The organism is Sinorhizobium psoraleae (assembly GCF_013283645.1).
Classification (GTDB): Bacteria; Pseudomonadota; Alphaproteobacteria; order Rhizobiales; family Rhizobiaceae; genus Sinorhizobium; species Sinorhizobium psoraleae.
The window spans coordinates 267,530-290,204 of sequence record NZ_JABEKV010000003.1; the positions used below are offsets into that span (position 1 = coordinate 267,530).

Consider the following 22,675-nt stretch of genomic DNA (forward strand, 5'->3'; position numbering starts at 1 on the left):
TGCCGTCGTTCGACCTAATCGAGCGGGCGCGAGCCCGCAAGACGTTTCACAAGCTACCCGGAGCGGCGACCGATTCGCCGGGCCGAGAATCCTCGCAAGCTCACGAGAAAACGCCTGTTGATCCCGCTCCTATTCACTCGCCTGATCTACGCGCCATCACAGATATACCACGCTTATCCCGCAGATGCTTTCGACAACGAACGAAGATGTTCACCGTTCGCGCTTTCTACCCTCGCCAGCCATCTTAATCGGCGTGCAACACTTGGCCGCCACGCGCTGCAGTGTTAAAGACGAATCGGGGGCGCATCAATTTGCTCAGCAGGTAAAGATGGACAATGACCAAATTACGCGCCGGATGCTCGTTTTGGGCAGTCTGGCTCTGTTGACCTCTGGATGTAGTGCAACCTGGCAAGGCGTGGGAATCCCATCGCTGCTCCCAAGTACCTCCGGCGTGGATCGTCGCTACCGAAGGCGGCATGTGCGCTATGACGGACCCGAGCCGGCCGGAACCATCGTCGTCGACACGACGGAACGTTACCTCTACTCGGTCGAAGAGGGTGGCTGGGCGACCCGCTACGGAATCGGCGTCGGCGAAGAGGGGCTGACGATGAAAGGCAGGGCGGTCGTTGGCCGCAAGGCGGAATGGCCGTCCTGGACGCCAACCGCCAGCATGATTCGGCGCAAACCGCACCTGGCGCAGTATGCGGGCGGTGTCTCCGGCGGACCACATAATCCCCTTGGCGCGTCGGCGCTTTACCTCTATCGTGGCGGCCAGGACACCATGTTCCGCCTGCACGGGACGAACGAACCCTGGACGATAGGCCAGGCGGTTTCGAACGGTTGCATTCGCTTGACGAACGAGGATATCGTCGATCTCTACAGCCGCACGCCCGTGGGAACGCCGGTATTGATCATCTGATGGTGTTTCCCCTAAATTTTCGGTATAAATAATCAACCTGTGTGTTTTTGGGACACCGTCGAAAGTTCGGCAGCGACAAACCGGATGGCAACTGTGTCCTTTCTGCACTAGGCCGAGTCGCAAATCGCCACTATTACTTCAAATGTTGCCTTCGATAACCCATTCCGAGTATTGAGGAAAGGACTTCTGATGAGCAGATTTCTAATCGTGATGATTGCGTTGTTTTCGGTCGCCAGCCTGAGCGCTTGCGGGACGATTGGCAAAGGCAAGGGGAAGGCCCCGCCACCGGCAGAAGCGCCGGTTGAACAGGCACCAGTCTACAAGTAAATTTGAACTTTGCGCGGGGAGGGTCTCGCGACCCTTCCCACGTTTTTTTATTCATGGCCACACCGGCTTAGGATCTACAGCGCGGAAGCCACAAGCTCACAGAAGCTGGCTTTCAACATGGCGCTCATCAGAGCTCGGGAGATAGAGCGTAGTAATGACGCTTAAACGAGGTCGTATATCGCTCGTGGTGCTGCTTGCAATGGCGACCACGGCATGCCAGACGGAAGACAAGGCTCCCCAACCACGTTTTGTTTCGAGTATCGACGCCACCGGGGCAAAAATTGCCGGAAAGTCTCAGCAGAGAGACTACGGCTACTTTATCGAATTCCGCTCCCGCTACGCGCTCAGCTATGGTCACTCCTACGTGATTTTCGGGCGTACGAACAAGTCCGGAGCAATGATCAACCCAGAAGTTGCGGGACTTGCCCCGGCTACGAACGATACCGCACCGTACGTCATGGGCCACTTCCTGCCGGTTCCGGCCGAGACAGGGGCGAGCGACGGCGATCTGCAAGAAGAATACAGGTCGGCAAGCTGGCGCGTTCTGCTGACGGAAGCGGAGTACCAGAAAACCGTTGCGAAGATCCGAAAGCTGAAGGCCGAGGCGCGCTTCTGGCACGCGTCGCTCTACAACTGCAACGCCTTCGTGGCGGACATCGCTCGTTCCATGGGATATAAGACGCCCGGCATCTGGCTCAGGCCGCAAGAATTCATTACAAGGCTTCGGGAGATGAACGGCGGGTGAGTGCAATCGGTGCTCCCCCCGCTCATCCGGCGGTCGGATCATTCCGCCGCAGCACTTTTGTCGGTCGGAGCGGAGCGTAATGGCCACATCCTTGACAGCCGTTGCGATGGCCGCCGATCGCAGCGAAGCTTTGGTGGGCTAGAGTGAACATAACAGTCGCTTCCGTCGGCGAAATCATCTGGGTCCTCGGCATCGTCGCGTGGTACTTCATTCGGCGTCCTTATGAGCGCCGCGCCAAGCGCGTGCGGGTTGTCAGCGACCGCCGCTCGGGCTCCGAGAAGGTCGGGCTTGCAGCGGCCCTGCTCGGCCTTGCGATCGTTCCGGGCTTTTACGTCGCCACCGGCATTCCGGAAACCGCCGACTATCCGGCGCAGCCGTGGGCTGTCGCTCTCGGCGCGTTGATCTTTGCCACGGCGATGTGGGTCTTCCGCAGAACCCACAAGGAACTCGGCCGCAACTGGTCCATTTCGCTGGAGATTCGCGACAAGCACGAACTGATCTCCCGCGGGCCATATGCCCTCGTCCGGCATCCGATGTACACCTCCTTCCTGCTTATGGGCCTTGGCCAAGCCTTTCTGCTGTCGAACTGGGTGATCGGCCTCGCCGGCCTGGTCGGCTTTGCCGTCCTGTTTTTCCTCAGGGTGGACAAGGAGGAGCGTATGATGTTGGAGATCTTCGGCGCGCAGTACCGCACCTATATGGCCAGGACCAAGCGAATTATCCCCTATCTTTACTAGAGGTGGCATGATGCGAGGCCGAGCCATCAAGCTTTCGCCGGCACGACGCCTTGTCGGAGATCTGATGAGGTTTTCGATCGGCGTGCCACGGGTCACGGTGCAGCGCCAGATGAACCTTGGCGTGCTGCAAAAAGCCAGGATGGCGCAGCAAAGCAAGCCCTCCTGGACGGCGCTTTTCCTGAAAGGATACGCGCTTCTCTCCAAGGAGACGCCGGAGTTCCGCCGCGCCTACGTCAAGTTCCCGAGACCCCAGCTTTACGAATATCCCGGAAGCGTCGCCTCGGTCGCACATGAGCGCGAACATGACGGTGAGCGGGTCGTGCTGCTGAGCACCATCAAGACCCCCGAGCGCCGCTCGATCACCGAACTAGGAGAGCTGATCCAGGCCGCGCGATCACGCCCCGTGCAGGAGATCAAGGAGTTCCGCCGCGCATTGAAGCTCGCCCGCGCACCGGCGCCGATCCGGTGGCTGCTCATGTGGCTCGGCCTCAATATCGGGCGGCAGCGGGCACGCCATTTCGGTACGTTTCAGCTGTCGGTCTATTCCGGCCTCGGCGCCGAGTCCCTCAATCCTCTGACCCCGCTCACCACGATTTTCAACTACGGTCCGATCAGCGAGGACGGATCGGTAATCGTCCGCATCCATTATGATCATCGGGTCATGGACGGCGCCAATGTCGCGCGCGCGCTAGAGCGGTTCGAAAAGATCCTGAACGGCGAAATCGCAGATGAAGTGGCAGGCTTTTTCGGGAGCGAAACCATTCCGGCCGCCGCGGCATCGGGACCGGCGGCATGACGCTGAAGCAAGAGTTCCGGCCAGCGGTCGTTGTCGTCGGCGCGTCGCGAGGCATTGGCAAGGCAATCGCCGAGGTGGCCGCAAGGGATGGCGCCACCGTAGTCCTGGTCGCGCGCTCGCCGGAGGAGCTTCAAGCCGTGGCGGTCGCAATTCAGAAGGCGGGAGGCGAGGCATTCACGCTTGCGCTGGACCTGACGGCCGGTGACGCGGCGGCGCGTCTCGAAGACTTCCTGTCCGAAAAGCGTCTGATATGCGACGTTCTCGTCAACAGCGCCGGCTACGGCCTGCGCGGCGGAGCAGCGACACTACCGCTCGAAGAGCAGCTCGGGTTGATCGACCTCAATATCCGCGTCGTGACCGAGCTCACCCTTCGCTTCCTGCCGGCAATGGTGGCGCGTGGCCGGGGCGGCGTGATCAATCTTGGCTCTGTGGCAAGCTTTACCCCCGGACCTTTTATGGCGCTGTATTATGCGAGCAAGGGCTTCGTGCGTTCCTTTTCGGAGGCGCTGCATCAGGAAGTGCGCCGCGCCGGTGTGACCGTCACCTGCGTGGCTCCAGGGCCGGTGTCGACGGAGTTTCTCGAAAAGTCGGGTGCCAACAGGGCAGCGCTGTTCAAGGTCCTGCCCAAGCTTGATGCGAAATACGTGGCCGAACGCGCCTGGCGGGGATTCAAGGCACGCCGGCGCCTCGTGATCCCGGGCATCTCCGCCAAGCTGGCGATCCTGGTCGCCGGACTTTTGCCTTCCGCAGCTCTCCTGCCCCTGATCGGCCGGTTGCAACTGCGCGGCAACGATCCCTGCCCTTGCGGTTCAGGCAAAACGTTCAGGGACTGCTGCCGCGCCGGCCGATCGCAACGGCACGCTCCATCCGAAACGAGGGCCCGATCTTTGCCGCTGTGACGGCCGGTGGCTCCCTCCCCCGGACATGATTCGCTTCGGCTTACGCGGACGGAGCGATCAATGTCAGCGACGGGAAATAGGTTCGGTAGCGCCAATAGCTGGCTGGCGGCGGATTGCGCCCAGCTCGGCGCACCGGCGGATTTTCGGGGTGCAGTCAGGAAAGCTGCGACAGGCTCTGGATGCAATCGGATTTAATCGTTATGATTGAATTGACTGGAGTAGAGCCATGGAAACGAAGGTGCTGACGGCGCATGTGCCACTACCGCTCGCTGAGAAGGTCGACCAGATTGCCGCACGGCTCGAACGTTCGCGCGGCTGGATCGTAAAGCAAGCGCTGACAGCCTGGATCGCTCAGGAAGAGGAACGCCGCCGCTTGACGCTGGAAGCGCTCGCCGATGTCGACGGGGGTCATCTCATCAGCCACCAATCCGTGCAGGCTTGGGCCGACAGGCTGGAGAGTGACAACCCTCTGCCTCTGCCACTTTGATGAACATCCAGTGGACAACAAAGGCGGTTTCTGAGCTCGGGCGCCTTCATGATTTTCTCGCACCGGTCTATCGGAGAGCTGCAGCCCGCACCGTGCAAGCGTTGGCAAGCGCTCCAAACCGCCTGCTGGAACAGCCACGTATGGGCGAACGGCTGGAGGAGTTCGATCCCCGTGAGGTCCGCCGTCTTCTCGTCGGCCATTACGAAATGCGCTATGAGATCACGCCGTCAACAATCTACGTCCTGACTCTTTGGCATACACGTGAGAGTCGCTAGAGCGGAATGCGCTCACGTGCGTTCGCGCCACCGCTCTACCTGTTTGTTTTTGCCGCATTTGTGCGACGTCAGGTGATTCCACCTGACTGCAAAATCTCTAGACGCCAGTAATCGCCGCGGCCAGGCACGCGCATTGACGGAAGTGTGACGCTTCGAATCAGTCCATATCGTCGTTTTCGGGCACGCCGGAATGGTCGCGTTGGCCGTAGACGATTTCGCGTTTGCCGACATGGTTGGCAGGACCGACAAGGCCCTCCTTCTCCATGCGCTCGACGAGCGAGGCGGCACGGTTGTAGCCGATCCCGAGGCGGCGCTGGATGTAGGACGTCGAGCACTTCTTGTCGCGCAGCACCACCTTGACCGCCTGGTCGTAGAGCTCGTTGCCGTCCTCGGACGCCATCGCGCTCTTGTCGAATACGCCGCCCTGGTCCTCTTCGGCCTCTTCTTCCTCTTCGTCCGCGGTCACCGTCTCAAGATATTCGGGGCGGCCTTGCGTCTTCAGGTGCGCCACGACGTGCTCCACCTCCTGGTCGGATACGAAGGGACCATGGACGCGAGCGATGCGGCCGCCGCCGGCCATGTGCAGCATGTCGCCCTGACCCAGGAGCTGTTCGGCCCCCTGCTCGCCGAGGATCGTGCGGCTGTCGATCTTCGAGGTGACCTGGAACGAGATGCGCGTCGGGAAGTTCGCCTTGATCGTGCCGGTGATGACATCGACCGACGGCCGCTGCGTCGCCATGATCAGGTGGATGCCCGCCGCACGCGCCATCTGCGCCAGGCGCTGGATCGCGCCTTCGATTTCTTTGCCCGCCACCATCATCAGGTCAGCCATCTCGTCGACGATGACGACGATGTAGGGCATCGGCGCGAGGTCCATTTCCTGCTGTTCGAAGAGCGGCTCGCCCGTACCCTTCTCGAAACCGGTCTGGACTGTCGCGAGGATCGGTTCTCCCTTCTCGCGCGCCGCCGCCGCACGCTGGTTGTAGCCGTCGATGTTGCGCACGCCAAGGCGCGACATCTTGCGATAACGGTCCTCCATCTCGCGGACCGCCCATTTGAGCGCCATCACGGCTTTCTTCGGGTCGGTCACGACCGGCGTCAGAAGGTGCGGGATGCCGTCATAAACGGAGAGCTCGAGCATCTTCGGATCGACCATGATCAGCCGGCATTCCTCCGGCTTCAGCCGGTAGAGCAGCGACAGGATCATGGTGTTGATCGCCACCGACTTGCCCGAACCGGTGGTGCCGGCGACGAGCAGGTGCGGCATCTTGGCGAGCTCGGCAATCACCGGTTCGCCGCCGATGGTCTTGCCGAGGCAGAGCGCCAGCTTGTAGCCGGTCTTGCGGAAGTCGGCGGACTCGATCAGCTCGCGGAAATAGACGGTCTCGCGGGTGGCGTTCGGCAGCTCGATGCCGATGACGTTGCGGCCGGGCACGACCGCGACGCGTGCCGAGAGCGCCGACATCGACCGGGCGATATCGTCGGCGAGGTTGATCACGCGGGATGATTTGACACCCGGCGCCGGCTCGAATTCGTAGAGCGTGACGACGGGGCCCGGCCGCACATGGATGATCTCACCCTTGACGCCGAAATCTTCGAGCACGCTTTCGAGGAGCCCCGCATTCTGCTCGAGCTGTTCCTGCGTCATGAAAAAGCCCCGGCCCTGCGGTGGCTCCTGCAGGAGTTCTTCGGACGGAAACTCGTAGGCGTCAGCGGCCTGGACCCGTTCCGTGACTCCGATCGGCGGCAGCGACGGGGGCGCGCGCTTGACCTGGACCGGCATGGTAATCGCTGCCTTCGTAACGGCCGGCTGAAGGAGCGCATCATTTGCGGGCGTGGCGGCAAGAGCAGGTGCTTCTGACTGCGGTGAACCGGCCGTAACCAGTTCCACAGCGGGGTCCGTCACGATATCAGCAGCGGCGCAAGCGTCGATCTCCGGCGACGGGGCTGCGACGGAATCCAGGGCGACGGGTTCGGGGCGCCGGCATTCGACGACGCGGAAAAGCGAGGTGATCGCCGTCGGCGGCAACCTGCGGATCTCCACCGGTTTTGCAACGACGGCTTTCGGGTCCGCCGGCTGGGTCACCGCGATCGTTCTTGCTGGCTCAGCCTCGGCCATGACGGGCAAACCATCCTCGAGCGGCATGAACTCGAAAAAGGCGTGATCGGAGAGATAGGAGAGACGAGTGCCCGACGGCGCGGCGGCGTCGGATACTGCCGGTATCGCCGGTGCTGCTTCCGCGACGGCGGCAGTTGCGGCCGACTGGGGCGATTCTTCGACGGGCGCTGGCATCTCGGTAACCGCCGCCGGTTCATCAGCGCGCTCCTCGCTCGGCTGCGGCCGACCGGGCCAGGACGGAAGCTGCTGCATCAGCACCCGCAAAAGTTCCGACGGGCTGTAGGACGACGCCTCAGTCGCGACCGCCGCTGCGGTTTCCTCCGCAGCCGCTTCCAATGCCACTTCCGGCTCGGGAGCCTGCTGGTCTGCTGGCGCGTCTTCCTCCGCTTCGCCCGCGCTCTCGTCCATCGACGGCGCGCGGCGCTTCATGAATTCGCGCTCAGGGGTACGCGTGAAGCGAACATTGGGCGACAGGAAGAAATGGCTCTCCCAGGTCGTATCGCCGTCATGACCGGTGATTTCGGCAAGCGTCGGCAGCGGATCTCGCGTGGAGGCCGTGACCTGGGCCGGAGCGTAGGCCGAGCCTTGGCCATAGAGCCGCATCGCGCGCCCGGCATAGCCTGCGTCGTCGGCTTCATGGCTGGAGGCCCGACGCGGCGCTTCCGGCGCCTCGAACAGGTGATCGTGTTCGGCGGAGGCCACCGACTCGGGGTGGGCGCTGCTCGGCGCACCCGGACGCGGAGCCTCGAAATCGTCCGCCTGGTTTGCATCATACAAAGCTGCCGTCGAGAAATTTGTCCGGGGAATACGCATGGCCTGAAAACTCGAAATTCATTATCGAAGGGGCTGTCTCAACCGAATAGGAAATGAAGGTTAACAACTCCCTTCCAGGTAGATCGCTGGAAAGGTCGCGTGCCCTTCGAAGAGCTTCGCCGAGGCCTCTTTTGGCCTACCGCATCCAAGGCTTTCCAGGGCTTCGGGGACGGTTTTTTGCCACCGTTCAAATTCTGTTTCAGACCGGGAAGATTTCCGAAGCGCGAGCGTTATGTTTACAAACATAGATTGCTATCGCTATCCCGCCTCCTGCCAAGGATCGGCGGAAGGCTTAATAGTGCTGGTGATGCGCGGCGGTTGCAAATCCTCTCATGCCATGACCCGCTTCGCCCACCCCGCTAAGAAAGGCGCCTGACATGAGCGACAACCTTGCACTTCAGAGCGTTCTGGCCTTCATCGGCCGTCTGCTTCTCGCCGGTATTTTCCTCTCGTCCGGCTTCGAAAAGCTGGCGGATCCCTCCGGAACGATCGGCTATATAGCGGCGGCAAATCTGCCCCTGCCCTCGGTCGCCTATGCCATCGCTCTCGTGGTGGAACTCGGTGGCGGCATCCTTCTCGTCCTCGGCTATCAAGCGCGTTTGGTGGCACTCGCCCTGGCGGTCTTCACCCTGGTATCGGCTCTCGGATTTCACACCAATTTTGCGGACCAAAACCAGATGATCCACTTCATGAAGAATCTCGCCATCACAGGCGGATTCCTGCAGATCGTCGCTTTCGGTGCGGGTCCCTTCAGCCTGGATGCGCGGGCCAGCCGGGTCTGAGCAACGTTCTCCGCAACCAAGGCAATCCTTTGCCGCCGAAGCAGGGGCCAGACCGCTTGCCCGCTCTCCTAACGCTCGGCCATTACTTACTATCGCCTTAGTCGGTCTCTAGGCAGTCCCTTGTGCGTCGCAACATAGCACGCACCCAGTAACCTTTAGTTGCTAACAAGGACGAAGATTGCTGATGGCTGACCATGCTTCCCGCAAGATCCGAATCGATTGCCTGGATGGGCTTCGAGGCCTCGCGTCTCTCTGGGTGATGGTTGGCCATGCGCTATTGCTGACGGGTTGGCGCCTGCCCGTTCTGTCGGAGCCTGATCTCGGCGTCGATCTCTTCATCATGCTTTCCGGTTTCCTGATGGTGTTTCACTATCAGCTGCGTGCCGGCAAGGAGCCATGGGATCTGAGCTCGACCTGGATACGCTTCTGGGTCCGGCGCTTCCTGAGAATCGCGCCGCTCTACTATGTCCTCCTGGCTGTTGCCTTCATGCTCGGCGCTTGGCTGTTCGAGTCGAGAATGGTCATCGACGCCTTCCTCGAAAGAACGCCGCAGTCACCCCAGCGCTACCTCGACAACGGCGTGAGAAACGGGCTGATGCATGTCAGCTTTCTTTTCGGCCTCTCTCCCGACTACGCCTACCGGACTCCCCTGCCGGACTGGAGCATAGGGCTTGAAATGCAGTTCTATGCGGCCTTTCCCTTCATCATGCTCTTGCTCAAGAAAGGCGGTTGGCTGAAAGGCGCGCTCTTCACGGCCGTTATTGCCCTCGCGATTGTGTCGACGTTGAGCCTGTTCGGCGTTCACTTTCCGATGCCGGCCTTCCTGCCGTTGAAGATGCATATCTTTCTCAGCGGAATGCTGTTGGCGCTTAGTCTTCACGCGGACGGGCCGAAGGCTGTTCTCCATGGCGGCGCTGCCATGGCGCTCGCTCTGCTGCCGATCGGCGGCGATATGACGATGACGAAAATGCTGATGCGGGTCATGCTCGTCGCCGTCTTCTTCGCGCTGCTCTATCATCGGCTTGCCGGCGATGGTTTGGGCGCGCGGCTTCGCGCGGTTTCCTCGTCCCTCGGAAACAGGTTTTTTCATTGGCTCGGGGAACTTTCGTTCGGGGCCTATCTCTGGCACCTCATCTTTCTGCAGCCGATTGCTGCCTATTTCATCGGCGCCTTCGGCGACACGATGACAGCGCCTGTGCGGTTCGCCGTGGTTACCGCCATTCTGGTGCCGTTGGTTTACACCGCTGCCTGCATGACTTTCTTCGCAGTCGAAAAACCTGGCCAGAGGCTCGCCAAGCGTTTGATCGACAGGCGAAAGCCTCAGCCGGTCGGGGCATGATCCTTCGAAGGAGAGCCGTCAGACGTTCTCAGGCGTAAACGTTGGAAACCGGCCGGAGACCGCGACAGGCGGAGGCACCGCGGCCGTGCGCGATCGCCAGCCGTTCAGGTGCTATTGATCATTCCGTTCATCCCGTTCGGGTAAAAGCCACCCTTCGTCGCGCCCTCCTGATCAGTGAGATACACGATGCGCAACACCTCTTGCGGGGTCCGGGTAAAGGCTATCGCATCCGGCGTCGAAGGAACGATATTGGCCGTGCCGTCCATCTGGATGCCTTGATCCTTATCTTCCGATCCATCGATTTTGTCACGAGCATCAGAAACTGCATTCGCCGCTTTCCAGGCTTGCTCGCCCATTCTGTAGAGCGTGGATCGGGCCATCCCCATGTGATAGGCCTCCACAGCCAGGATACCGGCGGCAGCGGCCAGAAAATCCTTGTTCTTCAATACTGTCGCCGCGCCGGCATAGGCGGTAACGCCGACGTCTTCGAACAGCATCCCGCCAAGCACAAAGTTCATCTCGTTACCGAATGGATCAAAGTTCTCGCCGAGGCCCGCCGCTTTTGCGACCGCTGTAAAGCCCGCATCGAAATCGATGGCCGGTCTGGGCACCGCCTGGTCTCCGAGAGTCTTGCGATAGAATCGGACATGAGCGAGTTCGTTTTCCGCCACCTCGCGCATGAACTCACCGATGGCGGGCGTATCGAAGGAAACCTGGCTGCCACCGGTTACAGGGCCAGCTTCCGCGCCCGCATCAGAATCATCGATCCCTTTCCCGGTCGTTCCTCGCAGGTAATATTCGGCTTCCATGTACTCCAGGTTGAGCGCGAACTGGAAAATATCCTCGTCCATAACGCCGCCCGGCTCGTCGGCACGCGAAACCGGCGCGAGGCCTGCGCTCGAGGCGAGCGTCGCTCCAAGGCCCAACTGCAAGAGGAGACGGCGCGGAAGAAAAAGTGAAGGCACCGGACGGATCATGGCTTTCTCCTTGAAGCCCGCCCGGCGTCAGTTTTGGCGCCTCGATCACGCGGGCCAATTAACGTCCAACATCATCAAAGACCAAATGTTCCGGACCTCAATGTTCTGGAAATGCCGGAGCTTTTTAGGCCGGCCGTTTGGGTTCGAAAGCGGCCGTTCAGCGCGCCCTTGGCATAGTTTTGAGACATTTGTTATTCTGGCGAAGTAGATCCCCTCATCCACCTGCCGGTGCCTTCTCCCGTAAGCGAGAGATCTAGCGCCGCGCGTCTTACCAGACGCGCAAAGGTCGGCGTCGCACTTTGAAATGCTGCATGTCTCCGTCCTTGAATCGAGGTCGATTCAAGGAGACATGCAGTAGGATGAGTGGCTTAGCCCTGAACCGCTCAAATCATAAGGACTTCTGGTTCTCCACAAAGGTCGCGTGCCATTTCGCCAGCATCGACACCGCTTCCTTGAGGAAGGCCGGGTGGGTGCCCGGCAGGAACTCTATTCTTGGGGCTTTTCCGTCAAGCCTCAGCCGTGCGAAGACACGGCCCGCCTCGTCTCTTAGTTCCTCAGGCTTCTCCGGCTCCGGCTTGTCGCTCTGCGACAGGCGATTGAAGACGAGCTGGAAACGCTGGTCGGTGTCTGCGGCGCGGAACTGCGGCGAACCGACTTCCTCGTCCGCCAGCCCGCGGGCCTCTTCCCTTTCGAGTAGCGTGGCAATCGCCGTCCACCGCTCGCGTCCGGCTTTCGGCGCCGGGCCGATCGCCCGCACTAGATGATGCGGTACGCTGTCGGCCACCTGCAGCAGGCGCGACAGCTCGCTCTTCTGCACGGCAAGCGCGTCGCCGATCACCTTGCGGTCGAATCCGCGCGCGGCGAGCGTCGCGGCGAAAAGCGCGCGCTCGATGAAGGAAAGATTGCGCCGCTCCGCGTTTTCCTTGCCTTGGGCGAGCACCAGTTCGTCGTCGGAAAGGGGCCGGACGATCGCTTTCACCTGGAACTCGAGCCGGCGCACCGCCTTCAGCCGGCGATGGCCGTAGGCAGTCTGGTAATGGCCATGCTTTTCCGGGTGCGGCCGCACGAGGATCGGCGATTGCTGGCCGTTCTCGCGGATACTTTCGACGAGCGCCAGAAAGTCGGGATCGTCCACTTCGCCGTCGGTCAACCGGTCCTCGACGAAGGAGGCCTCAACCAGGATAGGATCGAGCGCAACCACCCGCTCGCCTTGCGTGAGAGCCTCCCGCAACACGCGTGCTTCTTCCGCCTCGCGGGTAATGTTGCCGAGCGAAAGCCCCATGGCCCGGACCGCTCCGGATGCCGCGCGTGGCGCATCGGCAGCCGTCTGCCGGTTGACAGGTGTCAACTCGCTCGGGCTGGTCTGTTCCGAAGGTGCCGCAGGAGCACCACCTGCAAACAGCGCCCGCAATTCGTTTTTCCTGTTGTTGCCAGCCATGTCTTAGCGCCCCCAGGCCGCATGAATGAGAGCCTCGATTTCGCCGTTGACGGCGTTCAACGATTCGATGGCCCGGTCGTAAGTCGCGCGGGTAAAATTCTCCCGGCCCACCTCGTAGAGCGTCTGTTTCGTCAGGCCGGCATCCGAGATCGCCGTCGATTTCACCATGGCGGACGTCAGCACCCGATCGCCAAAGAGAGAGCGCATGAAGCCGACGATCTGCGCCTGCGGCCCGTCATTAGGCTCGAAGCGTGTGACGAGATAACGCAGGAAATCGAAGTTGAGCTCGCCGCCAGCCTCGCGCACGACGCTGAGGAGGTCCGAGGTCATGTAGAGGAACTGGTTCATCGAGGCGACGTCGAGCATCTGCGGATGCACGGTGACGATGACCGAAGTCGAAGCGCAGAGCGCCGAAAGCGTCAGGTAGCCAAGTTGCGGCGGGCAGTCGATGACGACGACGTCGTACTCGTCGGCAACGGTCGCAAGCGCCGTCTGAACGCGGGCGAAGAAGAGCGGTCCGGCATCCGCGCCGCTCTGGCGTGCGCTCAGCGCCTGCGGCGTCGTATGCTCGAACTCCTGCAGTTCGAGATTGCCCGGCACGAGATCGAGCCCGTCGAAATAGGTCTTGCGGATGATGTCCCTGAGCGGCCGCGCCTCGGAATCATAGCGGATGGCGCCGTAGAGCGTGTCGTTGCCGGTCAGGTCCAGTTCCGGCTGGTAGCCGAACAGCGCCGAAAGCGAGGCCTGCGGGTCGAGATCGACCGCGAGAACCCGATGGCCGGTCAGGGCGAGATACTGGGCGAGATGGACCGACGAGGTCGTCTTGCCGGAGCCTCCCTTGAAGTTGGTGACGGAAACGACCTGCAGATGCTCGCCCTTCGCGCTGTCGCGCCACTTCAGGTAGCTGCGCGCCTTGGCGCCGTTGCCCTTGACCAGCGCCTGGTCGGCAAGATGACGACGAAGCGCGTTGATGTCGGAAAGCGAATAGGAGCGCCGCCCGCCCGCACCGGTGTCGGGCTGGGGGCCCTCGCCTGCCAGCGACAATTGCCGAAGATAACCGTCGGAAACGCCGATCAGCTTGGCGGCCTCGCCGGACGTGAAGCTGCGGAGCGTCTTCATCGCCGTCGGCGCGAACAGACGGTCGCGCATCGCTTTCAACTGCTCGGAAAGCGCGCGTGCATCCGCCGCGATCGCCTCGTCCGCCGGTCGCCGATATGACGTTCCGCTCAAGCCCCCCGCTTCTCCGGCCGCCGCCGTCGATCCCGCCATATCCATTCCCAAATGCCCTCTCTCGCGTTTCGCATCGCATTTACGGCAGCAATCAACCGGCAACAGCATCCGTTCGACGGTCGCGCAAATGCGCCCGCAACGTCTTCTAACAGGCCGGCCGCTGAACTACGCTGAAATGCGGAATATGCGATCTATTCCGTTAGAAGGTGATTCATCCTCTGATTCGCGTCAAGCCATTTTGGGGAAATGGTGAGAGCTTCACCGGTTTGGTGGGGCGCGACCATAGAGGAGCAGCATCACGATGATGACGACACCGTAAACGATCTGGCGGCCCGCTTCCGGCATTTGCATCACCGAGAGGATCGATTGCAGGAGCGTGATCAGGATGACGCCGGCGACCGTGCCCAGATAGGAGCCACGCCCGCCAAGGATTGAGGTGCCGCCGAGCACGACGGCCGCGATTGCCGGCAGCAGATAGGCGTCACCCATCGCTTGCGCCGCCTTCGATGCATAGCCAGCGAGCAGCACGCCGCCGAAGGCGCTGAGCGCGCCCGAAATCGCAAAGGCGATCATGACGATGCGGCGCGTATCAACACCCGAAAGATAGGCTGCGCGTTCGCTGTTGCCGATCCCGTAAACGGCTCGGCCGAAGGAGGTGCGCGTGAACAGGAACACCATCATGGCGCTGATCGCCGCCCAGACGATGATGGCGTTCGGCAGGCCAGGAATGACGAATCCCGTGGCGAGCCAGCGTATGGCCGGCGGTGCCGAATCCTGCGGCGAGAAGCCGCCGGTGTAAACGACCATCAACCCTTGAGCGACGACATTGCTCGCAAGCGTCACGATCATCGACGGGATGCGCAGATAGGCGACGCCGAAGCCGTTGACGACTCCGAAGGCAGCCCCGCAGAGCACGCCAATGGGAATGGCGATGATCGGTCCCACGCCACCGAAGCCTGCGGCCGCGCAGGCCATCATCGCTCCGGTCGTCATCACCCAGGGAACCGAAAGATCGATATGGCCGAGAAGGATCACGACCATCATGCCGGCGGCCACCACCCCGAGGAACGAAGCGACCTTGAGTTGCTGCAGGAGGTAGTTGAGCGACAGGAAGTTGCTGGAATAAAGGCTGCTTAAGAAGAGCAGCAGCAGGATGCAGCCGAAAGCGGTGAGCACGGCCGGATCGGCCCGGCGAAGAAATGCCGGCAGGCGGGCCCTGATCGAGATGCGGTTCTCTGAAGTCTCGCTCATAGGAACCAGTCCAGACGGTTGCGCACCCGCAGCAGAGCCAGGGAACCGATACTCACGGCGATCATCAGGACGACGCCCTGGAGCAACGGTTGCCATAGCGGATCGACGTCGAAGACGAACAGCATATCACCGGTCGTTCGGGCGGCGAAAGCGCCGAAGATCGCGCCGATGGCACTGCCCCGGCCGCCATAGAGCGAGACCCCGCCGAGCACGACCGCCGCGATCGACCAGAGCGTGTAGCCGCTGCCGCTGGCATAGGCTGCCTCGCCGGTATAGGTGAAGAAGGTCAGGAACAGTCCGCCCATCGCGGCGAGCAGGCCCGCGAGCGTGTAGGCCGCAAACTTGCCGCGCCGGATCGGCATGCCGGACATGAAGGCCGCCTGCTCGGACGAGCCCGCCGCAAAGGCTGCCCGCCCGATCTTAGATCGCCGGAAGGGCAGCCAGACGAGCAGGACGGCGGCTGCCAGCAGCACCAGGCTCGATGGGATCACGCCAAAAAGACGGCCCGTAAGCGCGTCTGCAAGGTCCTCGTTGACGGAGCCGCCGGGAAAGGGTCGCAGCAGCAGCGCAAGGCCGAAATAAATAGCCCCGGTCGCGATCGTCGCGACGATCGGCTGCAGCCGCCCGTAGATCACCAGGAGCCCGTTAATGGCGCCGCAGACCATGCCTGCGACGAGGACGGCCACGACACCCAGGGCGGTCGGCAACGGTTCGCCGACGACGAGCCAGGATGCCAGGCAATTGGTCAGCACGAAGATCATGCCCACGGACAGATCGATGCCCGAGGTGATCACGACCAATGTCTGGGCCATGGCGACGAAAGCAAAGAGCGCCCCCTTGTTGGCGGCGGTCTGGGCCACGTTGGCAGTCAGGCCGGCCGGGTGGTTGGCGATATAGACGGTAAACATCAGCAGAAAGATCGCGAGCCCCATCAGCGTGCCGCGCTGTTCGTTCAACCAATAGCGCCACTCGCTCATGCCGTCGTTCCCTCTTGATCACTATCGACGTTGAGAGCGCTCGCGATCAGCGCGTGCTCGGTGATGCCTTGGCCTTCAAGCTCGCGGACGATGCGGCCGTCATAGAGAACCAGAACCCGGTCGCAGCAACCGATCAGCTCGTCATAGTCCGTCGAATAGAACAGGATCGCCGCGCCGGCATCGGCCAGCCGGCGCAGAAGCTGGTACATCTCCTGCTTCGTGCCGACATCGATGCCGCGTGTCGGGTCGTTCAAGAGGACGATGCGCGGCTTGCGCATCAGCCACTTGGCAATGACCACCTTCTGCTGATTGCCGCCAGACAGCGCCCCGACCGGTATGTCGAGGCCGGCAGTCTTGATCGCGAGCAGCCGCACCATTTCATCGATCAATTGTTCTTCTGACGTACGATCGATGATCCCGCCCCGCGAAACACGGTCGAGCGCCGCGAAGGACAGGTTTTCCCGCACCGTCATCGGCAGCATCAGCCCCTCGGTCTTGCGGTCTTCCGGGATCAGCGCCATGGCGCTGCGCGAAGAGCGCGCGGCAGCCGGGCTGCCGATCGCCATGGGCGTGCCATCGATGAGCACGGACCCGGTCGTTCCGCGCAGCACCCCAAAAAGGGCGAGCAGCAGGTTGCGCTGACCCTGCCCGTCCAATCCGCCGAGGCCCACCACCTCTCCCTCGCCGACCGACAGAGAGATGTCGCGCAGCCGGGCGCCCCAGCCGAGATTCCGGCATTCGAGGATGGGCGGCTTCGACGACGGCGCACGCTGCGGCTTAGGCGGGAAGACGTTACTGTATTCGCGCCCGATCATCATTTCGACGACTTCGTCGTTGGTGCGGGTGCCGGCGCGAAAGCTCGCGACATTGCGGCCGTTGCGGAACACGGTGCAGGTGTCGGCGAGTTCGGCGATCTCGTGCATGCGGTGCGAGATATAGAGCAGGGCCAGACCTTCTGAACGCAGGCGTTTCAGCACCGCGAACACCTTGGCGACATCGCCGGCCGTCAGCGCCGAAGTCGCTTCGTCGAGGATCAGGATGCGTGGCTTTGATGCCAGCGCCTTGGCGATCTCGACCATCTGCCGGCGGGAGAGTGGCAGGTCCTTCACCGCCGCACGCGGATGAATGTCCTCCGCGCCGGCCCGCGCCAGCGCCTCTTCCGCAAGCGCCCGCTGGGCCCGCCGGTCGATCATGCCGAAGCGGCACGGAGGATGGGAGATGGCGATGTTGTCGGCGACGCTGAGATCAGGCACCAGGGACAGTTCCTGGAAGACGCAGGCAATGCCTGCCGCGGAAGCCGCGGCCGGCGAGCGGAACACGACGTCCCGGCCATCGAGCAGCATCCGCCCTTCGTCCGGCGCCACCACGCCCGCCATGATCTTGATCAGCGTCGACTTGCCTGCACCGTTCTCGCCAAGAATTGCATGAATATGGCCCGATTCAACGTCGAGCTCGGCATTTTCCAGGGCGCGCACGCCGCCATAACGCTTGGACACGCCTTCCATCCGGAAGAGCGGGGACGTCGCCTGTGTCTCTGCCGTTGTCATCCGTCGCCTCGGCTGCCGGTTTGTCACACATGCCGCGTGCGGGCGCACGCGGCATGTAGTTCAGGAACGCCCACCGCGACCTACTGATTTTCCTTCGTCTGCCCCATGATCTCCTGGGCGGTGAAGTTGATGCCGCAGGTCGGGAAGGCGTTGCCGACGAAGAAATTGTCCGACTGGTCGGGATAGAAGTCCTGGCCTTCCTTGAAGTTCGGATCTTCGACGATCGCCAAAGGAAGCTTGATCGATTGCGGCACCACCTGCCCTTCCAGCGCGGCGATCGCCGTCTTGATGGCAACCGCGACCTGGGCCGGGCCGGTGCCCGCCGACGAGCACTTCAATCCCTCGCCGGCATGCTTGGCGCAGAACTTGCGGAAGCCGTTCTCCGTCTCGCCGCCGAACGGAACGAAGGGATGGCCGGCATCGATCATCGCCTGCACGACGCCGGTGTCGCCACCCTGCGCGGTAATGCCGTCGAATTTCTTGTGAACGGCAATCGCATCGGCCGTCGCCTTTTGTGCGGTCGGATCGTCCCACTTGCCCAACACCTCGACGACGTCCCACTTCTTGCCCGTGGCGGCAAATGTCTCGTGAATGCCGTTATGACGGTCGGTGTCGACCGACGTGCCGGCAACGCCGCGCACTTCCAGGATCTTGCCGCCCTCAGGCAGGTGCTTGGCAAGCCAATTCGCCCAGAGCACACCGAGCCCCTTCTGGTCGACGTTGACGTTGATCGCGTCTTCGGTGTCGAGAATATTGTCGAAGGCGACCAGGACCACGCCGGCTTCCTTGGCGCGCTTGATGACTGGTCCGAAGGCGGTGGGGTTTTGGGCATTGACGACGATCGCGTCATAGCCGGAATCGATGAAGTTGTTGATCGCCGAAATCTGCGCCGGCACATCCTCGCCGGTAGAAACCACCTTGAATTCCTTGAGCTTGGCAGCGACGTCCGGCTGCGCCGCATAGGCCTTGGCGGTCTGGATCATCTGAATGCGCCAGGTATTGGCGATATAGCCGTTGGCAAGCGCGATCCGATAGGGTCCGTCCTTTTTTGGAAACTTGAAGAATTTGGTTTCGGCCGTCCACGGTACGAAACAATCCGGTTCGGCCGCGGGGCCGCTGACGACCTCGGGTTCGGCATGCGCAGTCATGGACAGAAGTGCAAGTGCAGCGGCCGCGAGAATGCCGCTGACGAATGTTCTGGTCATCGAATTCCCTCCCATTTTGTTGAAATGCCGGGACAAGGCATCGAAACAGGGGGCCGTTAGAGCATCCCGCTTTGGGTGGAATCACGAAAAGCGGACGGGAATGCACTAGAATCAACGTGCTGGAGCGCTCGTTGTGCGTCCACTACAGCGCCGTGCGCCTTATCAGACGCACAAAGGACGCTGTAGCGCTTGAGTTGCTGCATGTTTTCGCCCCTAAATCGACTACGGCTTAAGGAAACATGCGGTGGAACCCACAAGACTCCAGACGTCGAGCATTCGACACAGACAACGTCTGCGCTGATTGCCGATCCGGCATGACATGTCGATACGCGAGTCCGGTGACGTCAGACAGGTCTCCTCCCGAAACGTCACAGGCAGGAATGGTAGCGCTACCAACTGGCAAAGTAAAGCGTCGCATTCTGGCCGCATTGCGCTCAGATCGCGGGGATCGCCGCGCGCATCGTGCTCTCGCGTATCTTCAACTCGAAGCCGAGATCCACGATTGTTCGATGCGGCCGCTCGCCTGCAATGGCGACCCGTGCCATGGCAATGGCGCGCCGGCCGATCTCGTATCGGGGGGTCCGCACGCTGGTGATGGAGGGCGACGCGACCTCCATCATTTCGAGATCGTTGAAGCCGGCTATGGCGATTTGCGCCGGGATCTTCAGACTTGCGCGATGGCAGGCGAAAAGCACCCCCAATGCCAGGTCGTCGTTGTTGCAGATGACCGCGTCGATATCCGGGGTCTTTTCGAGCGCCTTGTGAAACAGGCCGGCACCCATCGACACGCTCGAGGGCAAAATGGTCGTCGTCACGAGCGCTGCGTCGAAACGGCCGGCCTCGCGCATCACCGTCTCATAGCCTGCGAGGCGCCGCCGCGAACGCGGGTCCATGCGCGCGCCGAGAAACCCTATGCGCTTGCAGCCGACATCGACCAGGTGCCGCGCCACCGCCTTGCCCGCCTCCAGGTGGGAAAAGCCGATCATCATGTCGATCGGGTCCGGCCCGATTTCCATGATTTGCACGACCGGGCAACCTGCCTCTTCCAGCATCTGCCGCGTCGTCGGGGCCTGATCGATGCCGGAAACGATCAACGCGGACGGGCGCTGGCCGAGAAAGACCCTCAGCAGCCGCTCTTCCTCCTGTTCGGAATAATGCGTGTTGCCGAACTGGATCTGCAGCGGGCAATCCCCCAGGCCGTCGTGGATGCCGCGCAAGACCTCGGAAAAGACATTGTTCGTCAGCGACGGAACGAGCACGCCGATGACGTCGGCCCGTGCCGACGCCAGCGCACGCGCACTCGGGTTCGGCACGTAGCCCAGCTCGTCGACGGCCGCGGCTATGCGCTGGCGCAGTTCCGGCGATACGCGCTCCGGATCCCGCAGCGCGCGGGAGACCGTGATGCTGCCGACGCCGGCGAGACCCGCAACGTCCGCAAGGGTCGGACGGCCGCTGCCCCGGCGCGATCGATTCCTGACTTCGCTGTCGTTTGACGCCACACCCCGCCTCAATTCGGCCACCGGCGCTGCGCGCCGCTGCTTGTTATATCTGCTCGGCGCGAGGAAATTGCCGCTCCCTCACCCGACCATCTTACGGTGCGTCGTATGAAATGAAAGAACTCTCAGTCGTACAGGCATCGGCCGAAGACAGACGGACGCACAACGAAACAGCGCGGCACGACAGCCGCGCTGTTTGCGCAATCAAGCCTCGGCGCTGTCACTCAGCGTGAAGCCGCTGATTGAAGCGGTCAACAAAAGTTTCGACCGAACCGCGACCGAAGCGCCTCAGGCGGCGCCTGACCAGAACGGACATGACGCGGGCCGCGGTGGAAAAGGTCATCTCGTCAAGCGGTCCGCGGCCGCTCCATGGCTTGCTCAGCCGGTCGGTGACGATACCGATCATGTTGGCAGGCATGATATCAGTGCAAGGTTTCATCCAGTCGAAGACGTCGCTGATCGGCAGCATGTTGCCTTCATAGGAAACCATCGGTTCAGGCATCCCCTCATCCCAGTCTTCATAGGCCTCGAGTGCCTCTCGAAACAGATTCTGCAGGGTGATCGGGGCGTGCCCTTCGTAAAGGGCGGGCAGGAAATTCGTCATTAGGGTCTCCTCCGATTGGGTAGGCCGGAAACGCGAAATGGCCAATTCCGTCAGCGGTAACGGATTGTGATGTTCCTTCATAAAGCGTGCGGCGGCAGTATGGTTCAAAGCAACAGGCAGCGCAACACAATCGATTAAAACACTGTATTTTTTGCCGTACTCCGAAGGCAAAGCATCCTTCGAGAAGCGGGCAAGCGGCTGAATTCCTGGAATATTTTACCCCTGTGGAAAACAATTACACGGTCAAATGCCGGCGTGCCTCCGCCGTATCCAGCGTTTCCGCCGGCCCCTCATGCACGAAGGCACCGCGATCCATGATGTAGACGTGGTCGGCGAGATCGCGGCAGAAGTCGAGATATTGCTCGACGAGCAGGATCGCCATGCCGGTCGAATCCCGCAGGTATTTGATCGCCCGGCCGATGTCCTTGATGATCGACGGCTGGATGCCCTCGGTCGGCTCGTCGAGCACGAGGATTTTTGGACGCGTGACAAGCGCGCGACCGATGGCAAGCTGCTGCTGCTGGCCGCCGGAAAGATCGCCGCCGCGCCGGCCGAGCATGGCTTGCAGCACCGGGAACAGGCTGAAGATGTCCTCTGGGATCGAGCGGTCGGCCCGCTTCAGCGGCGCATAGCCGGTTTCGAGATTCTCCCTGACCGTGAGCAGGGGAAAAATCTCCCGCCCCTGCGGCACGTAGCCGACGCCGAGCTTCGCCCGGCGAAAGGGCGCCAAGCCGTCGAGCGGGGCGCCGTTGAAGGCGATCGCGCCGCTGGTCACCGGATGCTGGCCGGTGATCGCCCTGAGCAGGCTCGACTTGCCGACGCCGTTGCGCCCCAGCACGCAGGTGATCTTTCCCATCTCGGCCTTGATCGAGACGTTGCGCAAGGCCTGCGCGGCGCCGTAGTGAAGGCTGACGTTTTCGACGGTCAACATGGTCCAGATTCCTTCCGCTCGCCTCGCTCATCGGCCGAGATAGTTTTCGATCACCTTCGGATCGCTGCTGACGAAGTCGATCGAGCCCTCCGCCAGCACCGAGCCCTCGGCAAGGCAGGTCACCTTGACGCCGAGATCACGAATGAAGCCCATGTCGTGCTCGACGACGACGACCGAGCGCGTCCTGGCGATTTCCTTGAGCAGCACGGCCGTCTCGGCCGTCTCCGCATCGGTCATGCCGGCGACCGGCTCGTCGACGAGCAGCAGTTCCGGTTCCTGCGCAAGCAGCATGCCGATCTCCAGCCATTGCTTCTGGCCGTGCGAGAGGTTGGCGGCGATATCGTCGCGCCGCGCCGTCAGGCGCACGGTCGAAAGGATTTCCTCGATACGGGACCTATCCTCCGTCGTCAGGCGGTAGAACAGTGTCGCGAAGACGCCGCGGCTGCGGTTCAGCGCCAGTTCCAGATTGTCCCAGACGGTGTGGATTTCGAACACCGTCGGTTTCTGGAACTTGCGGCCGATGCCGAGCTGGGCGATTTCTGCCTCGTCCCTTCGGGTAAGATCGATATCGCCCTTGAAGAAGACCTCCCCTTCGTCGGGTCGGGTCTTGCCCGTGATGATGTCCATCATCGTCGTCTTGCCGGCGCCGTTCGGACCAATGATTGCTCTCAGCTCGCCCGGTTCGACCACAAAAGAAAGCGAATTCAGCGCCTTGAAGCCGTCGAAGGAGACGGAGACGCCGTCGAGATAGAGCAGGCTCCTGGGTTTCTTCTCATTCATG

General features: G+C 61.9%; 22 protein-coding genes. 10 read left to right on the top strand and 12 right to left on the bottom strand.

Annotated elements, in window-relative coordinates:
* Window positions 1–328: 328 nt before the first annotated feature.
* From ILFOPFJJ_RS17140 to ILFOPFJJ_RS17175, 8 genes are all read left to right on the top strand, one after another.
* On the top strand, window positions 329–919 hold the full coding sequence (locus tag ILFOPFJJ_RS17140; protein WP_173511775.1) for a L,D-transpeptidase: 591 nt from the start codon (window positions 329–331) through the stop codon (window positions 917–919).
* Window positions 920–1,108: 189 nt separating this feature from the next.
* Complete coding sequence (locus ILFOPFJJ_RS17145) at window positions 1,109–1,246, top strand: lipoprotein (RefSeq protein ID WP_173511776.1); 138 nt, start codon at window positions 1,109–1,111, stop codon at window positions 1,244–1,246.
* Between the two features lie 154 nt (window positions 1,247–1,400).
* Complete coding sequence (locus tag ILFOPFJJ_RS17150) at window positions 1,401–1,991, top strand: hypothetical protein (RefSeq protein ID WP_173511777.1); 591 nt, start codon at window positions 1,401–1,403, stop codon at window positions 1,989–1,991.
* Window positions 1,992–2,140: 149 nt separating this feature from the next.
* Window positions 2,141–2,728, top strand: a complete 588-nt coding sequence (locus tag ILFOPFJJ_RS17155; RefSeq protein WP_173512477.1) for a protein-S-isoprenylcysteine O-methyltransferase — start codon at window positions 2,141–2,143, stop codon at window positions 2,726–2,728.
* A 10-nt stretch (window positions 2,729–2,738) separates the two neighbouring features.
* Window positions 2,739–3,524: a hypothetical protein gene (locus tag ILFOPFJJ_RS17160; RefSeq protein ID WP_173512478.1), complete on the top strand. Its 786-nt coding sequence runs from the start codon at window positions 2,739–2,741 to the stop codon at window positions 3,522–3,524.
* Entirely contained in the window at window positions 3,521–4,423 is a 903-nt protein-coding gene (locus ILFOPFJJ_RS17165) for an SDR family NAD(P)-dependent oxidoreductase (RefSeq protein ID WP_173511778.1), read from the top strand. Before ILFOPFJJ_RS17160 ends, ILFOPFJJ_RS17165 begins: the two co-directional genes overlap by 4 nt.
* Before the next feature lie 226 nt (window positions 4,424–4,649).
* Entirely contained in the window at window positions 4,650–4,910 is a 261-nt protein-coding gene (locus tag ILFOPFJJ_RS17170) for a CopG family ribbon-helix-helix protein (protein ID WP_173511779.1), read from the top strand.
* The gene (locus tag ILFOPFJJ_RS17175; RefSeq protein ID WP_173511780.1) at window positions 4,910–5,185 is read left to right on the top strand and encodes a type II toxin-antitoxin system RelE/ParE family toxin; all 276 of its coding nucleotides are present in this window, start codon (window positions 4,910–4,912) and stop codon (window positions 5,183–5,185) included. The genes ILFOPFJJ_RS17170 and ILFOPFJJ_RS17175 overlap by 1 nt, the downstream gene beginning before the upstream one ends.
* A 157-nt stretch (window positions 5,186–5,342) precedes the next feature.
* Here ILFOPFJJ_RS17175 and ILFOPFJJ_RS17180 read toward each other — a convergent pair whose 3' ends face one another.
* Entirely contained in the window at window positions 5,343–8,117 is a 2,775-nt protein-coding gene (locus ILFOPFJJ_RS17180; protein ID WP_173511781.1) for a DNA translocase FtsK, read from the bottom strand.
* Between the two features lie 377 nt (window positions 8,118–8,494).
* Between ILFOPFJJ_RS17180 and ILFOPFJJ_RS17185 the strand changes: the two genes are divergently transcribed.
* A complete protein-coding gene (locus ILFOPFJJ_RS17185; protein WP_173511782.1) occupies window positions 8,495–8,899 on the top strand; it encodes a DoxX family protein in 405 nt (134 codons plus the stop codon).
* A gap of 184 nt (window positions 8,900–9,083) precedes the next feature.
* A complete protein-coding gene (locus ILFOPFJJ_RS17190) occupies window positions 9,084–10,238 on the top strand; it encodes an acyltransferase family protein (protein WP_173511783.1) in 1,155 nt (384 codons plus the stop codon).
* Window positions 10,239–10,342: 104 nt separating this feature from the next.
* Here the strand turns inward: ILFOPFJJ_RS17190 and ILFOPFJJ_RS17195 are convergent, their stop codons facing one another.
* The 11 genes from ILFOPFJJ_RS17195 to urtD form a co-directional block, all read right to left on the bottom strand.
* A complete protein-coding gene (locus ILFOPFJJ_RS17195; RefSeq protein WP_173511784.1) occupies window positions 10,343–11,215 on the bottom strand; it encodes a ferritin-like domain-containing protein in 873 nt (290 codons plus the stop codon).
* 388 nt (window positions 11,216–11,603) lie between these two features.
* Window positions 11,604–12,653 carry a plasmid partitioning protein RepB gene (gene repB, locus ILFOPFJJ_RS17200; protein ID WP_173511785.1) on the bottom strand — a complete coding sequence of 350 codons (1,050 nt, stop codon included), beginning with the start codon at window positions 12,651–12,653 and terminating at the stop codon, window positions 11,604–11,606.
* Between the two features lie 3 nt (window positions 12,654–12,656).
* Window positions 12,657–13,928, bottom strand: coding sequence for a plasmid partitioning protein RepA (gene repA, locus ILFOPFJJ_RS17205; RefSeq protein WP_376741426.1), 1,272 nt, complete (start codon window positions 13,926–13,928; stop codon window positions 12,657–12,659).
* A 213-nt stretch (window positions 13,929–14,141) separates the two neighbouring features.
* Window positions 14,142–15,134 (bottom strand): ABC transporter permease, encoded by a 993-nt coding sequence (locus ILFOPFJJ_RS17210; protein WP_173511787.1) that lies wholly within the window; start codon window positions 15,132–15,134, stop codon window positions 14,142–14,144.
* Window positions 15,131–16,111, bottom strand: a complete 981-nt coding sequence (locus ILFOPFJJ_RS17215) for an ABC transporter permease (RefSeq protein ID WP_173511788.1) — start codon at window positions 16,109–16,111, stop codon at window positions 15,131–15,133. The genes ILFOPFJJ_RS17210 and ILFOPFJJ_RS17215 overlap by 4 nt, the downstream gene beginning before the upstream one ends.
* Window positions 16,108–17,658 carry a sugar ABC transporter ATP-binding protein gene (locus ILFOPFJJ_RS17220; protein ID WP_173511789.1) on the bottom strand — a complete coding sequence of 517 codons (1,551 nt, stop codon included), beginning with the start codon at window positions 17,656–17,658 and terminating at the stop codon, window positions 16,108–16,110. Before ILFOPFJJ_RS17220 ends, ILFOPFJJ_RS17215 begins: the two co-directional genes overlap by 4 nt.
* Window positions 17,659–17,738: 80 nt before the next feature.
* Window positions 17,739–18,863: a sugar ABC transporter substrate-binding protein gene (locus ILFOPFJJ_RS17225; protein ID WP_173511790.1), complete on the bottom strand. Its 1,125-nt coding sequence runs from the start codon at window positions 18,861–18,863 to the stop codon at window positions 17,739–17,741.
* A 434-nt stretch (window positions 18,864–19,297) separates the two neighbouring features.
* Entirely contained in the window at window positions 19,298–20,362 is a 1,065-nt protein-coding gene (gene gntR / locus ILFOPFJJ_RS17230; RefSeq protein WP_173511791.1) for an HTH-type transcriptional regulator GntR, read from the bottom strand.
* 217 nt (window positions 20,363–20,579) lie between these two features.
* The gene (locus ILFOPFJJ_RS17235) at window positions 20,580–20,963 is read right to left on the bottom strand and encodes a BRA0787 family protein (protein ID WP_173512479.1); all 384 of its coding nucleotides are present in this window, start codon (window positions 20,961–20,963) and stop codon (window positions 20,580–20,582) included.
* A gap of 235 nt (window positions 20,964–21,198) precedes the next feature.
* On the bottom strand, window positions 21,199–21,894 hold the full coding sequence (urtE, locus tag ILFOPFJJ_RS17240; RefSeq protein ID WP_173511792.1) for an urea ABC transporter ATP-binding subunit UrtE: 696 nt from the start codon (window positions 21,892–21,894) through the stop codon (window positions 21,199–21,201).
* 27 nt (window positions 21,895–21,921) lie between these two features.
* Window positions 21,922–22,674, bottom strand: coding sequence for an urea ABC transporter ATP-binding protein UrtD (gene urtD / locus ILFOPFJJ_RS17245; RefSeq protein ID WP_173511793.1), 753 nt, complete (start codon window positions 22,672–22,674; stop codon window positions 21,922–21,924).
* Window position 22,675 lies beyond the last annotated feature (1 nt).

Coding starts and splice junctions, on each gene's coding strand:
- ILFOPFJJ_RS17145 (WP_173511776.1), top strand. CDS start 1,109: ATGAGCAGATTTCTAATCGTGATGATTGCGTTGTTTTCGGTCGCCAGC.
- ILFOPFJJ_RS17160 (WP_173512478.1), top strand. CDS start 2,739: ATGCGAGGCCGAGCCATCAAGCTTTCGCCGGCACGACGCCTTGTCGGA.
- ILFOPFJJ_RS17150 (WP_173511777.1), top strand. CDS start 1,401: ATGACGCTTAAACGAGGTCGTATATCGCTCGTGGTGCTGCTTGCAATG.
- urtD (WP_173511793.1), bottom strand. CDS start 22,674: ATGAATGAGAAGAAACCCAGGAGCCTGCTCTATCTCGACGGCGTCTCC.
- ILFOPFJJ_RS17180 (WP_173511781.1), bottom strand. CDS start 8,117: ATGCGTATTCCCCGGACAAATTTCTCGACGGCAGCTTTGTATGATGCA.
- ILFOPFJJ_RS17140 (WP_173511775.1), top strand. CDS start 329: ATGGACAATGACCAAATTACGCGCCGGATGCTCGTTTTGGGCAGTCTG.
- repA (WP_376741426.1), bottom strand. CDS start 13,928: ATGGATATGGCGGGATCGACGGCGGCGGCCGGAGAAGCGGGGGGCTTG.
- ILFOPFJJ_RS17190 (WP_173511783.1), top strand. CDS start 9,084: ATGGCTGACCATGCTTCCCGCAAGATCCGAATCGATTGCCTGGATGGG.
- ILFOPFJJ_RS17185 (WP_173511782.1), top strand. CDS start 8,495: ATGAGCGACAACCTTGCACTTCAGAGCGTTCTGGCCTTCATCGGCCGT.
- ILFOPFJJ_RS17225 (WP_173511790.1), bottom strand. CDS start 18,863: ATGACCAGAACATTCGTCAGCGGCATTCTCGCGGCCGCTGCACTTGCA.
- ILFOPFJJ_RS17195 (WP_173511784.1), bottom strand. CDS start 11,215: ATGATCCGTCCGGTGCCTTCACTTTTTCTTCCGCGCCGTCTCCTCTTG.
- ILFOPFJJ_RS17220 (WP_173511789.1), bottom strand. CDS start 17,658: ATGACAACGGCAGAGACACAGGCGACGTCCCCGCTCTTCCGGATGGAA.
- ILFOPFJJ_RS17170 (WP_173511779.1), top strand. CDS start 4,650: ATGGAAACGAAGGTGCTGACGGCGCATGTGCCACTACCGCTCGCTGAG.
- ILFOPFJJ_RS17210 (WP_173511787.1), bottom strand. CDS start 15,134: ATGAGCGAGACTTCAGAGAACCGCATCTCGATCAGGGCCCGCCTGCCG.
- ILFOPFJJ_RS17165 (WP_173511778.1), top strand. CDS start 3,521: ATGACGCTGAAGCAAGAGTTCCGGCCAGCGGTCGTTGTCGTCGGCGCG.
- ILFOPFJJ_RS17215 (WP_173511788.1), bottom strand. CDS start 16,111: ATGAGCGAGTGGCGCTATTGGTTGAACGAACAGCGCGGCACGCTGATG.
- repB (WP_173511785.1), bottom strand. CDS start 12,653: ATGGCTGGCAACAACAGGAAAAACGAATTGCGGGCGCTGTTTGCAGGT.
- ILFOPFJJ_RS17235 (WP_173512479.1), bottom strand. CDS start 20,963: ATGACGAATTTCCTGCCCGCCCTTTACGAAGGGCACGCCCCGATCACC.
- ILFOPFJJ_RS17175 (WP_173511780.1), top strand. CDS start 4,910: ATGAACATCCAGTGGACAACAAAGGCGGTTTCTGAGCTCGGGCGCCTT.
- urtE (WP_173511792.1), bottom strand. CDS start 21,894: ATGTTGACCGTCGAAAACGTCAGCCTTCACTACGGCGCCGCGCAGGCC.